The organism is Flavobacterium sp. (assembly GCF_049240005.1).
GTDB lineage: Bacteria > Bacteroidota > Bacteroidia > Flavobacteriales > Flavobacteriaceae > Flavobacterium.
Genome location: NZ_JBMLTK010000003.1, coordinates 23,111 through 36,415 on the forward strand (window position 1 = coordinate 23,111; position 13,305 = coordinate 36,415).

Below are 13,305 nucleotides of genomic sequence, written 5' to 3' on the forward strand. Positions count from 1 at the left end.
TATGAACCAAACACGAGCTTTTTCCCTATTTACAGACTTCGACATCGATTTATTCAAGGCCGGAAAACATTTTCAGTTGTACGAAAAATTGGGAGCACATCCGCTAACTGTCGATGGCGTCGAAGGCGTTTACTTTGCCGTTTGGGCGCCAAGTGCGCGAACTGTTTCGGTCATTGGCGACTTCAATTATTGGGTTCAAGGCGAAAATCAACTTTTCGTTCGCTGGGATTCATCAGGTATTTGGGAAGGATTCATTCCAAACGTAAAAGCCGGAACGCGCTATAAATTCAAAATCCAGTCGCATAACGGACTCATAACCGAAAAAGCCGATCCGTTTGCGTTTTATTGTGAAATGCCACCCAATACCGCATCCATAGTATGGAAGCACAATTACAAGTGGAAAGACGATGCCTGGATGAAAAAACGTGCAAAAGTCAACCAACTTAACCAGCCGTTTTCGGTGTACGAAGTGCATTTGGGCTCGTGGCGCCGACCTGGAGATGGCAGAAAATTCCTGAATTACCAAGAATTAGGCGATCAGCTTGTAGAATACGTTCTCGAAACCGGATTTACGCATGTCGAATTCATGCCGGTTATGGAATATCCATACGATCCGTCTTGGGGTTATCAATTGGTAGGCTATTTCGCGCCAACATCGCGATTCGGAAATCCAGACCAATTTGCACTTTTAGTTGATAAATTACACCAAGCAGGAATTGGTGTAATACTCGATTGGGTGCCCTCGCACTTTCCCGACGACGCCCACGGTCTCGGATTTTTCGATGGCTCGAATTTATACGAACATCCCGACCGCCGAAAAGGCTATCATCCAGATTGGAAAAGCTTGGTGTTCAACTACGGACGCAACGAAGTACGCTCGTTTTTAATAAGCAACGCCATTTTCTGGTTACAGCAGTTTCATGTCGACGGACTCCGCGTGGATGCCGTTGCCTCGATGCTTTATCTCGATTATTCCCGAAAAGACGGCGAATGGGAACCCAACATTTTTGGCGGACGCGAAAACCTCGAAACCATCAGCTTTTTGAAAGATTTTAACGAAGCCGTGTACTCAAATTTCGACGGAGTTCAAACGATAGCCGAAGAAAGTACGTCGTTTCCAATGGTGAGTCGCCCTACTTTTGCCGGCGGTCTCGGCTTTGGTATGAAGTGGATGATGGGCTGGATGCACGACACTCTGCAGTATTTCAAAAAGGAAACCGTGTATCGAAAATACCATCAGAACGATCTAACGTTTTCCATGACGTATGCGTTTTCAGAGAACTTTATGTTGCCGCTTTCGCACGACGAAGTGGTGTACGGAAAGCACTCTATTTTAGGACGTATGGTTGGCGACGAGTGGCAGCGTTTTGCAAATTTACGCTTGTTGTACGGCTATATGTTTACGCATCCGGGAACAAAATTATTGTTTATGGGCGCCGAATTCGGACAAAGTTCCGAGTGGAATTTCGAAGGAAGTTTAGACTGGCATTTGCTGCAATTTGGCTACCACAGCGGCATAAAAGCTACCATTACTGCACTAAATAAACTCTACAAGTCGGAGCCAGCACTGCACGAAAAGCAGTTTAGCCCCGAAGGATTTGAGTGGATAAACTACTCCGATCATCAAAATGCAGTTTTGTCGTACATCCGTAAAGGCGAAAATGCTAAAGATGATTTGGTGATTGTCTGCAACATGACTCCAGTCGTACGGCCTGGTTACCGCATTGGCGTTCCCGCGAAAGGAAAGCTAAAGGAGCTTTTCAATTCCGATCAATTGGCGTACGGCGGTAGCGGCGTAGTAAACGACAAAGCCATAAAAATCGACGATCAAGCTTGGGACGGTCGCGCACAGTCGGCTGCGGTAAACTTACCACCCTTGGGAGTCGCCGTTTTTAAAATAAGTAAATAAGCTGCGTTCGATATAAAAATCGAATTCACGTTAATGAGTTTTTGAGCGTTCCGGCGGGTCGTGCCTCCGGCGCCGTCGGGCTATTCGCGGCAATTCAAGTGCGCCTTTTGGGCGTTTTTTCAAGCTGTAAATCGGCTTCTTGGGTCGCCGCTTCACCGCTGCAAAAACTGCCCACGGCACACTTTCATTTCTGCTGCTATCCCTAACGCAAAACAAACTGTGCCCAGAATTGAGATTCGCCAGCCGACCTTCGTTGGTTGGAACACGTATTCAAGCTGCAATCCGAATAGTTGATTTCGCAACTTCATGTTTCATTATTCCGCTTTAAGCCGCGGATCGTAGACGCCTGAGCCTGTCGAAGGCTGAGCGCAAAGACTTTTTTAGTATTAAGATTTAAGTCCCGATAGCTATCGGGAAAGACTTCGTCGAGTTCACCACTTAACGTATCGTTTTGTCCCGCCCGAACCCACGAATCGTTGGTGCCTGAGCATGTCGAAGGTTAGTGCATTTTTTTGTTGGCTTAACACGTTCTGTGTTTTCCTCAACGGTTCTACATTCCGAAATAATCTGTGAGGTTCAGTGTTTTCTGTGCGCTTAAAATGCTGGTACGTGAGCGGGTCGAAGGCTTATTTAGAAGATAGTCCCGATAGCGATCGGGATTCGCCTTCCACCCTTTTTTCCATTCTTTCCATTTTTTCCATTTTTTAACTTGTACAGCTTTCCCGCGCGAACGGGTGCAGCGATATCCTTTTTTGCGCTTAGGTACTTCCACTACTGTTTTGGCAAAAAAGATAAAGCGGAACACGTGACGGCGTGCACAACTTTTGCGCAGCGACGACTCGTTTGCCGGCGCGCCCAAAAAAAACGAAATAAAAAAATGAGAAAGTACTGCAGTTAGGTCGCTGAATTAATCGAGCTTGCTTAAAATGCGCTCAAAATTGGTGTCTATTTCTTTCCATTTTGCGAATTGCGCGAAATCTGATTCGATGAGTTTACGCGCGCTGATTTTTGAACTAACTTGCTGTGTAATAACCGATTTGTATTTATCCACTGCTTCTTGCTTCTCACCTGTCAGTAAAAGTGCATGGCCGTGAAGTATTTTAGTTTCAACATTGCTCAGGCTCGGATTAGCCGCGAAAATCTGAAGTGCATTATCGAATTGCTTGGAAAAAATAAACGCACGTGCCAGGCTGTTAACATCTTCGGTTTTTTGCAATTTGTATTCGAAAATAGTTGTTTCTAGCAAACTCACAGCTTTTTCAAACTGCTCTTTGTCAATATATTGTTGAACATCTTTGCGAATTGCGGCGAGAATTCCGACGTTACTTTCTTTTTGCGACAAACACAAACTTCCCGACTTGCTGTACAAACGCATTTTCTCTTCGGCGAGCAATTCGGTGTACTGTTCATAGGTGTACTGCGCCGAAATTTTCTCTAAAATACAGCTGCAAAATTCGTTTGGCTTTAACATTTTATTGGCAACTCCTCCCTCTTTTGCTAGAGCGATGATCTCTTTTTTACGCGCTGCTGTCCAACCGCTGCTTTTACGAGCATCAACCCAAGGCACAACTTCCAAAACAATTTTTTGCGAAAACAACCAATTGTCGCTTTCAACACCGATATATAATTTTTTGGCTGTACAGGAAAAGTTCTTGCCAAACAAGCGACCCGCATCTTTTGAAAGTGCGTCGGTTACTGAGTAGCAAGCGTTTTTTAAAGTGCCCGTTTTCTGAAATTTGTCGGCATCGGCAGCATCGCCAAAAAGCGCATAACGGCATTTATCGCTTCCACTCACTTTTGAGAGCAGAAAAACGCCGCCCGCTGCTCCCTGGCTGATTCCGCTCGGATCGGGAATTGATTTTAATAGAGAAAAAAGGTTGTTAGACAGTTGCTGATTTTCGTCGAGAACCGTGATTCGGTAAACAAATTCGGTAGTTCCGGTCGGAAAATCAGTAACTGCCACCACCTGCCTGTCGCCTGCCTTCAACTTAATTTCTTTGGTAAACGAACGGTCTTTGTCCCAAAATCCCGTAGCATTTTGCCCAAAGCCAGCTCCAGTAAAAAGTAAACAAGCGAACAGTATTTTTTTCATTTAAATCTCGATTGAATCGCCAATTGGCAGCAAGATTAACTCTTTACCTGTTTCGGCAAAATGTTGCTTTGCTGCTTCCTGATCGATGGTTATGTATCCGAACGTATCAAAATGTATGCCCAACACCTTGTTGCATTCTACAAAGTCGGCTGCAATAGCTGCATCGGCTACATCCATCGTAAAGTTGTTACCAATCGGAAATACTGCCAAATCGAGTTTAGTTCGAAGCGGAATTAATTTCATATCGAACGTCAACGCAGTATCGCCCGAAATGTAAATGCTTTTTCCAGCCGCTTCAATGACAAATCCTCCAGGATTTCCGCCATAGGTACCGTCGGGAAACGCGCTAGAGTGAATTGCATTTACATATTTCACGGTTCCAAACGGAAATTTCCAGCTTCCGCCGTGATTCATCGGATGGTGATTTAAGCCTTTCTTACCGTAATAATCGGCAATTTCAAAGTTCGATACGATGGTTGCCTGTGTACGTGTTGCGATAGCCTCAACATCGGCCACGTGATCACCGTGTGCATGCGTCAGTAAAATGAAATCTGCTTTCAATGCATTGATATCGATGTGTGCTGCCAAAGGATTTGGACTAATAAAAGGATCGACCAAAATGGAAACACCATTAACCTCAATAGCAAGCGATGCATGTCCTAAGTACGTAATTTTCATATTATAAAGCGTTTGAGATAGATTTAAAGATTTGAATAAAGATGTCTTGGAAGAAGAAAATTAGCGAAAGTGCCAATAAAACTGAAAGTGCAAATGTGGATAGAGCTACTTTTTTTAGCTCCGGATCGTAATCGGCTGGTTTTGAAATAGCTGAGAATCGTTTTAAATGTAAAAGCAAAGGAATGTAGGCAAGTAAAAACAAGTATTGATCTAATTGAAATTCTTGCAAATAGGCGAATATTAAAACCAGGATTAGCGATGATAAAATTAGAAAGTAGTGGTACTTACGTCCGAAATTAGCGCCAAGTTTTACAATTAAAGTTCGTTTACCGGCCGCTGCATCAGAAATTTGATCACGTAAGTTATTGAGATTCAAAACGGCAACGCTCAAAAAACCTATGGCGGTTGCTGGCAAGAAAAGCTGTGCGTCGAGTTCTTTCACAAACATAAAATGAATACCAATTGTACTCACCCAGCCGAAAAAAATGAAAACAAAAACATCGCCCAGACCGCGATATCCGTAGGCTGATGAACCAACGGTGTAACGAATAGCTGATGCGATGGCTAGTCCGCCTAAGATCAAAAACACAAGACTAAACCAGAGGTAGCGATCTTTAAACGAAAAATAAATTAGTGTTACGGCAGAAATAAACGTTAAAACTGAAGTTAGAATCATGGCACGTTTCATTTCCGCTGGCGAAATAACACCACTCTGAATGGCGCGTTGGGGTCCGATTCTGTCTTGATTGTCGGTGCCTTTTACGCCGTCGCCGTAATCGTTGGCAAAGTTTGACAAGATTTGTAAACCTAAGGTGGTTGTTATTGCGAAAGTTACAATCCACCAATTAAACGTTGCGTGTGAAATAGCGTAAAAGCTTCCTAGGATTATTCCGGAAACAGACAGCGGTAAAGTTCGTACTCGTGCTGCTTCGATCCAATGTTTCATGTACAGGAAAAGTTAGTTGCTACAAACTTACAAAGTAAAAATGCAATTGTGTTTTGTTACCATCAATTTATCTTTTAGAATTATTTGCTCTGCTTATCTTTGGCCAAATTTTTAGATTATGAAAAAAGTTTTGGTATTCCTTGTTTTATTGAGTAGTAGTTTCCTTTCCGCGCAAAGCCAAAAGCCTTCGAAAGCATTTAAAAACTTGGTGGAAATCATGCAAGGACATTATACTTCTGAATTACAGTCGAAAAAAGACAGTACGTATTTCAATATTTCACTTCGCATGACGCCAATTTGGAAATCAAAAGGCGCCTATTTGTATGTAGAACAAGCGCTGGCTTCAAAACAAGACAAACCGTATCGCGTTCGAATTTATAAACTGTCGGAACGTCCCGATGGGAAAATCGTTAGTGAAATTTACACTTTGAAAGATGAAAAAGCGTGGATTGGAAAATATACCGATCCATCACTATTAGATGCTTTAACAGAAGCCGATCTCGAACTGAAGAGCGGTTGCGAAGTAGTTTTAGAGCGCGTTTCAAAGAACACCCTTCGCGGAGCCACTGGCGAAAAATCGTGCCCAAGTGAATTGCGCGGCGCCTCGTATGCCACATCAAAAGTTACCGTAACTAAAAACAGTATTTTGTCTTGGGACCAAGGATTTGACGCCGCTGGAAAACAGGTTTGGGGCGCTGAAAAAGGCGGTTATGAATTTTTGAAAGTGAAATAAATTGAAATTTTATGAATTAGCGATTTACATCAATTGTGGTGTAATTTTCAATTGCTAGTACCTGATGTAAATTGGATGACAGCTGTCCGGAATTCTTCATAGTTTCCAGTTTCAAAAAGGCGTACTAGTTCTGAAGGTGGAATTCCGCAAGCAGTGGATGCAATAACGGGGATGTTCATAGAAATAGCTTTTAGTAATTGTCGCGGCTGATTTTCTATGTGAGCTGGGTAAATCACAAGTTTAATCTCATTGAAGTCGCCATTAAATTCTTGATAATCGAGGCCTTTTAAGAAATTCATACCTTCAGTAAACTTACCGGAAATAGAAATGGCTATTGGCTCATCTTTTAACAACTTTCTTATTTCAAAAGCACCCTTTCTTCCCACCAATGAAGCTGGAAACAGAATCTTTTTGCCAGCTTTCTTTGGCTCTTGAATTTTTGGTAGTGCCCAATCTAGTTTAACTACTTTTTCGGGATAAAGACGGTGAATTTCGGTATGCGGTGAAATAAGTAAACGAGCGCCCTCAAGTGCTTTTTTTTCTGACTCTACAATTCTTTTGTCGGCTCTATAATCTGATAATGTTTTGCTCTGAGAGTTACTCTGCAAAGCTCGGTCTAAATTCGAATGAAGTTCTGCAAGTGGCAATCTTGTCATTAAAACATCATAGGTTCGGCCACCTAAAGCCCCTGATTCCCACAAAAATGGAAGAAAATTCTGAGAAATCACTACATGCGTACTTGAAACGGGAATTTTCCGGATTGCTGCATTACTAATTAGTTTATCAAACTTCATAAAAGTCTCAAATACATTGTTTTGCTTTGAAACCATTCGCAGTTTTATGGCTCTCAAAAGACCGTATTTATTGGTAGATCGAATTCTCTTCCCCTTCAAAATACTCCATTCGTATCTTTTGGTTGTAAACAATTTATGAAGTTTTAAGGGAATGATATACATATCCGTTTGTTGGCAAGTTTCTGAAATGTACTTATCAAATTCTGGCCAGCGTTCGTCTAATATGAAAGTCGTTTTCGAATGACTACTTTTTTTATTCGATTGATCCGAATGATTGAAACACTTAATGTTTCCACATGAAAAACAATCATCCACTCTTTGCTGAGTAAAGTGTTTGACGTCTTGATTCTCATTTATACGATCATTCTTAAATCCTCTGAATCTGACGATTAACTGTGTTGCTGTTAGCTCAACTTCTAAACGATAGTTAAATTGCGACTTAAACTGCAAGTCAACATAATTCCACTTTACTGTAGCATCGCGATCTTTTTCCGCAAGTGAATTCCGAATTACTTTTGTGTGTTTATGACGTTCTATAATTTCAAAATTTGCCGTTAAAGCAGCATCATACAAGGCGTTTGATAACTGACAAAGGCCTCCGGCAGTAGTAGGTACAAGACAACCTTCTCGAATTTCTCTCCCTGTTACATAACCCTTAAAGGAACTTGGCTTGCCCACATGCGCCCAAAAACTGAATATTTGATTTTGCTTAACCTCCAAACCATTCAGTTTACGGGCTGCAATACGCAGATTTTCTATTTTTCCGGCTGTTAAAATCCAGTTGTCCGAATTGTCAAATGGGTTCCATAAATCACTTTTCGATTCTGCTACAATAGGATCATCGGAAGTTTGACTACTCAGATTAAATTTCGGCAACGGATTTGTTGCATTTCTTACAAGTCGAGCAGAAATAAAAACACTAGTTTTTAGATTAAAAAGACAGGTTTGAAACAAGCTGTGCTTCTCGATTTTTAATTTTTGCTCCACTATAACTTTTTAGAAATTGTTATCAAAAGTAATACCAATTTTCTATTTCTTCTCCTCCAACAATCGTTTAAGTTCCGTACTCACACGCCCACTATAATTCGGTAATTCCGACTCGAAAAACAGCCTGTATTTTTCTTGCTGCAGCAATTCGCGAATCTTATCGCGACAAAATTTTACAAACTGCCAACGATGATTCGACAAACCTGTAGGCAATAAACGCAATGTGCCCTTGTCCGATGCATCTAAAAAGAAGAGCGCCGTAAATGCATTTTGTCGGCGTTCGGTTGGCTGATTTTCCCCGGCGTAGCTCAACAATTCATCGTAATATTTAAGCTGCATTTCACTACTGCCCGACTTCGACTTCAAAGCCAAGGTCAGCCAAAAAATGCGAACGTTATAATCGTGTAAACCGTTTTGATCTTTTAAAGCTTCCAAATACGTTATTCGCTGCTCCGGACAATACAAGTATAATTTCTTCAATGCTATTTCCCGCGTTACGTAAGACGAATCGGTCAAGGTTTTTGCAAAGAAATCGCAGTCGCCCTTCGCAATCGAATCCGTTAAAGCTAAAGCCAATTGCCTATTTTCCCAATCGATATCCGCAATACCTAGCTTAATCAGCTCGTAACGATCTGTTGCATTTAGCTTATCGGCTTGCAATAAAACTTCTCTACGTATTTCGCTGATATTTGATGACTTATACAAATTACGTAAAGCTTCAGTTGAAACATCTTTTCCGTTAATTATAGCCGAAGTTTCCAAATATTCACGAACATCCGGACTAAATTTCTTGAGCGTATTTAATGCTTCGGCCGTATCGAAATTCGGATTTCTCAACCAATTCTTCTCAAAATTTAAAACATCGATTTTCGAATTCTTCTTAACTAAATCCAAGAAATTTGCGGTTGTTGCCGTCTTGTATGCATAGGTTTTTAAATACGTATAAACGATTTTATCAAACGTTTCATCACCCAAAAGTCGATTCAAATAAAACAAACACCAAGCACCTTTTTGATAATACGTCAGCGAACTAGCGCCCGTACTCACTACAGCTTCTGGTTTCTTTTTGTGAAATGCAGCTATATCGCGCGCCGATTCTAACAAAGCAAACGAAAAGTACGTATCGCCAAACAATTCGCGTTCTGCCAACAGAGCGTAATACGTGGCAAATGCTTCGTGAAGCCAGTGATCTTCCGGATTTTCGGCAGTAACCAAATTGCCAAACCAATGATGCGCCAATTCGTGAGCATGCACATTGGCATACGGTTTGTCGTGCGCGCCAACAGCATCGGTTACATAATCTTGTGCAAAAAACGTACAAGTATTGTTTTCCATACCCGCATACAAGAAATCTTCTAACGGAACTTGTCGGTAAATTTCCCAAGGATACGGCAAACCTATTTTCCGCTCCAAAAACGTAAATATCTCGCTATGATGTTGGTACGTACTTTCCACTAAATGAGTTTCGCTACTTTTTACATACAGCTCGCGTTTTGTTTTATTAATCGCAGGTACGTCTATCTTGGCAAAATCGCCCACAGCAATAGCAAATAAATAGGCGCTAATGGGTTTCTTAAAGCCATAATTCCACTGAGTTTTTCCGGCAACATTGGTTTTCGATTTTAGTGCGCCGTTGCTAATTACTGTTTTTCCGCTTTCGCAGATGAACGAAACGTCGAACGTGAGTTTATCCCGTTGGTCGTCTGGACTTGGAAACCAGTGACTCGTATATTTCCCTTGTCCTTGCGAGAAAATTTGCTGCTGATTATTGATATTCGTGAAGTACAGAGCCTGACGCGGCGTTGCCGAATAATTGAATTGTAAATGATACGTACCAGGTTTGAATGTTCCAGGTAAGAGAAGTGCTTTTTTGGAGCTTTGGAATACGGCAACTTTCTTGTTCAATAGCACATCGGAAAACTGCATCGATTTGGCGTCAATTTTCAAGGTATCCATAGGTTTTAAAACCTTAATTTTATAGGAAACCGAACCAAAAACCGATTGTTTTTCAAAGTCGAATTGCAGTGTGGCTTTTGCGGAAAGGAAATCGATTTGCGATTGCGCTTTCGCAGAAAAACTAAAACAACTCAGTACAAGGAAAATTAGCAACTTTTTCATGTGGGAAAGTTCGAAAAATATTACGGAAAAATCGCATCCGAGTACAAGCGAAAAAATATATCTTCGCTTTTGATGCAAGCCGATTTACTACAATTATCCATCGAGTTTCTAAAAGGCGTTGGCCCACAGCGCGCTGTTGTTATTCGTCAAGAATTGGGAATAGCAACGGTTCAAGATTTATTGTATTTTTTTCCGAACCGCTACCTCGATCGCACGCGTTATTACAAGATTAACGAGCTACAACAATCGCTTGCCGAAGTACAAATTATTGGTCAAATCACCAGTATAAAAGAAGTTCCGTTCGGAAAAAACAGAAAACGCTTGGTAGCCACGTTTGCCGACGCAACAGGCGTTATGGAATTGGTTTGGTTTCAAGGATATAAATACCTCATTGAAAAGCTAATTCCCGGAAAACCAATGGTAATTTTCGGACGCTTGCAATATTTCAACAATACGTATTCGATGCCACATCCCGAAATCGAATCGTTGGAAGAGCACAAAATTGGTTTAAAATCGGGCTTGCAAGCTGTGTATCCGAGTACCGAAAAATTAAACAACCGCGGTATCAGCAATCGGATTTTTTCCAAAGCCTTAGAACACGCCTTTTCGATGGCTAACCAGCCCTTTGAGGAGAATTTACCACTTAAAATTCGCAAAGAATTACGCTTGGTTTCGAAAAGTGAAGCTATGGTTGCGATGCACTTTCCAAAATCGCCCGATCAATTAACGAAAGCGGAAAGTCGGTTGAAATTTGAAGAGCTTTTCTTTGTTCAATTGCAGCTTATCACGAAAAATATCGTTCAAAAACAACGCATTAAAGGCTATGTTTTTAATTCGGTTGGCGATAATTTCAATACGTTTTACCACAATCATTTGCCCTTTGAATTAACGAATGCGCAAAAACGTGTGGTTAAAGAAATTCGCAAAGACATGGCAACAGGCGCGCAAATGAACCGACTGTTGCAAGGCGATGTAGGCAGCGGAAAAACCATAGTGGCTTTGTTGTGCATGATTTTAGCCAAAGACAACGGCTTTCAATCGTGCTTGATGGCTCCGACCGAAATTCTGGCGAATCAGCATTTTTCCGGTTTAACCGAATTGGCGAAACCTGCCGGTTTGAACATACGGCTGTTAACCGGATCGACCAAAAAAGCACAGCGTCAAGAAATTCACGAGATGCTGCTCGACGGTTCGTTGGATATGCTCATAGGCACGCATGCACTTATCGAAGATACTGTACAGTTCAAACAGTTGGGGTTGGCGATAATCGACGAGCAACACCGATTTGGCGTGGCGCAGCGTTCAAAACTGTGGCAGAAAAGCGTTGTTCCGCCGCATGTTTTGGTAATGACCGCCACTCCTATTCCGCGCACTTTGGCGATGTCGCTTTACGGCGATCTCGACGTTTCAGTAATCGACGAACTGCCGCCCGGAAGAAAACCCATCCAAACGCTGCATAAATTTGAGTCGGCACGGGGCAATTTGTATCATTTTATGCGTAGTGAAATTGCAAAAGGACGGCAGATTTACGTGGTGTATCCGTTGATTCGCGAGTCGGAAAAACTCGATTTAAAAGATTTGATGGAAGGAGTTGATACGCTGAGTCGGGAGTTTCCGTTGCCGGATTACGCCATTTCGATTGTGCACGGACAAATGAAACCTGCCGAAAAAGACTTTGAAATGAAGCGCTTTATCGAAAAACAAACCCAGATTATGGTGGCCACCACGGTGATTGAAGTTGGTGTTAACGTACCGAATGCCAGCGTAATGGTTATCGAAAATGCCGAACGTTTCGGACTCTCACAATTGCATCAGTTACGCGGACGTGTGGGTCGCGGTGCCGAACAGAGTTTCTGTATATTGATGACCGGCAACAAGTTATCGAAAGAAGCCAAAAAGCGCATGGAAACGATGGTTCGCACCAACGATGGCTTTGAAATTGCGGAAGTTGATTTGGAATTGCGTGGTCCGGGAGATTTAATGGGCACGCAGCAAAGTGGAATCTTGGCATTAAAAATAGCCGATTTAGTTAAAGACAAGGCGGTATTACAGCAGGCACGCATTTTTGCCACGCGCCTACTCCAAACCGACCCGGGATTGGTTTTGCCAGAACACGAAAGCACGCGCCAACATCTTGGCAGACTTATGCAGGATAAAAATCTGTGGAATTTTATTTCGTAGCGGCGGGAATTAATGTCGCTTTTTAGTGCCTGATATTCAATGATTCAAGTTTGATAGTAATTACATGAATTTCTATTTTTTTGATTTAAATAGTTAACGCTGGTTTATGAGATATATTAACGTTAAAAGAGCGGACTTGTATTCCCTTGAAATACTGTAAAAAACTCATTTTAAGCAACGTAACAAAAAAATCATCGAACGCACGTCATTAATTTAAGAGCAACAAACATAAAATTGTGACTATGGCCGGCAATGCCTGAACAAAAAAGATTTTTCTACTGGCACTGAATGCGCCATAAATACCGGCAACCGACACACAAATTAAGAAAAAGAGCGCAATGTTTTTCGACCAATTTATATCCGAGATTAGTATTGACCACAGTAATCCGGCCGACAAAAATCCGTTGTACAAGCCCTGATTTGCGGCTAAAGCTTTAGTAGGTTTAAATAAATCTCCGGGCAACGACTTAAAAGTTCGCTTGCCGATGGTTTCCCATGCAAACATTTCAAAATAAAGGATATACAAATGCTCCAGAGCAATTATTCCGATTAAGATTTTTGTAAGTATGTTCATTTTTCAATCATTATTGGGTTCTCATTAAACTAACACACAGCTGATCGAGTTATCTAATCAGCTAAAAAAGCTCTGCGTGAATGTAGTCAAATATCTGTATTTAATTCCAAAACAATTAATTGCTTCGCGCATCTTGAAACTAAGATACGTTTTTTTATTTGGGCGTTCCGGCGCCTCAGTACCCAAGAAACAAATCAGGCGCCGTCGGGTCTTTCGCTGCCCCCGATAGCTATCGGGTTTTTTTGCCCGACGCGGATCAAAAAATAAGATTTCCGCTGCAACCCCTAACGCGG

Annotated in this window: 10 protein-coding genes; 3 read left to right on the forward strand and 7 right to left on the reverse strand. The window is 41.7% G+C overall.

Translation table 11 applies throughout. The features are described from left to right. The first annotated feature begins 1 nt into the window (after position 1). Entirely contained in the window at positions 2–1,909 is a 1,908-nt protein-coding gene (gene glgB / locus ACOVQQ_RS00210) for a 1,4-alpha-glucan branching protein GlgB (RefSeq protein WP_421816427.1), read from the forward strand. 550 nt (positions 1,910–2,459) lie between these two features. Here glgB and ACOVQQ_RS00215 read toward each other — a convergent pair. The 4 genes from ACOVQQ_RS00215 to menA are packed head-to-tail and all read right to left on the reverse strand — an operon-like array spanning position 2,460 to position 5,625. Then, the gene (locus ACOVQQ_RS00215) at positions 2,460–2,768 is read right to left on the reverse strand and encodes a hypothetical protein (protein ID WP_421816428.1); all 309 of its coding nucleotides are present in this window, start codon (positions 2,766–2,768) and stop codon (positions 2,460–2,462) included. A 48-nt stretch (positions 2,769–2,816) separates the two neighbouring features. Then, positions 2,817–4,001: a tetratricopeptide repeat protein gene (locus ACOVQQ_RS00220; RefSeq protein ID WP_421816429.1), complete on the reverse strand. Its 1,185-nt coding sequence runs from the start codon at positions 3,999–4,001 to the stop codon at positions 2,817–2,819. Beyond that, positions 4,002–4,679: a metal-dependent hydrolase gene (locus ACOVQQ_RS00225; protein WP_421816430.1), complete on the reverse strand. Its 678-nt coding sequence runs from the start codon at positions 4,677–4,679 to the stop codon at positions 4,002–4,004. Between the two features lies 1 nt (position 4,680). Then, the gene (gene menA, locus ACOVQQ_RS00230) at positions 4,681–5,625 is read right to left on the reverse strand and encodes a 1,4-dihydroxy-2-naphthoate octaprenyltransferase (RefSeq protein ID WP_421816431.1); all 945 of its coding nucleotides are present in this window, start codon (positions 5,623–5,625) and stop codon (positions 4,681–4,683) included. A gap of 118 nt (positions 5,626–5,743) precedes the next feature. On the opposite strand from menA, the gene ACOVQQ_RS00235 reads away from it, so the two are divergent. After that, positions 5,744–6,358: a chromophore lyase CpcT/CpeT gene (locus ACOVQQ_RS00235; RefSeq protein ID WP_421816432.1), complete on the forward strand. Its 615-nt coding sequence runs from the start codon at positions 5,744–5,746 to the stop codon at positions 6,356–6,358. 47 nt (positions 6,359–6,405) lie between these two features. Here the strand turns inward: ACOVQQ_RS00235 and ACOVQQ_RS00240 are convergent, their stop codons facing one another. Together ACOVQQ_RS00240 and ACOVQQ_RS00245 are read right to left on the reverse strand one after the other, a co-directional pair. After that, complete coding sequence (locus tag ACOVQQ_RS00240; RefSeq protein ID WP_421816433.1) at positions 6,406–8,139, reverse strand: VanW family protein; 1,734 nt, start codon at positions 8,137–8,139, stop codon at positions 6,406–6,408. A gap of 42 nt (positions 8,140–8,181) precedes the next feature. Next, positions 8,182–10,257 carry a M1 family metallopeptidase gene (locus tag ACOVQQ_RS00245; protein WP_421816434.1) on the reverse strand — a complete coding sequence of 692 codons (2,076 nt, stop codon included), beginning with the start codon at positions 10,255–10,257 and terminating at the stop codon, positions 8,182–8,184. A gap of 72 nt (positions 10,258–10,329) precedes the next feature. Between ACOVQQ_RS00245 and recG the strand changes: the two genes are divergently transcribed. Further along, the gene (recG, locus tag ACOVQQ_RS00250) at positions 10,330–12,438 is read left to right on the forward strand and encodes an ATP-dependent DNA helicase RecG (RefSeq protein WP_421816436.1); all 2,109 of its coding nucleotides are present in this window, start codon (positions 10,330–10,332) and stop codon (positions 12,436–12,438) included. A 208-nt stretch (positions 12,439–12,646) separates the two neighbouring features. Here recG and ACOVQQ_RS00255 read toward each other — a convergent pair whose 3' ends face one another. Then, positions 12,647–13,012 carry a DUF1304 domain-containing protein gene (locus ACOVQQ_RS00255; RefSeq protein ID WP_421816435.1) on the reverse strand — a complete coding sequence of 122 codons (366 nt, stop codon included), beginning with the start codon at positions 13,010–13,012 and terminating at the stop codon, positions 12,647–12,649. Positions 13,013–13,305: the final 293 nt, after the last annotated feature.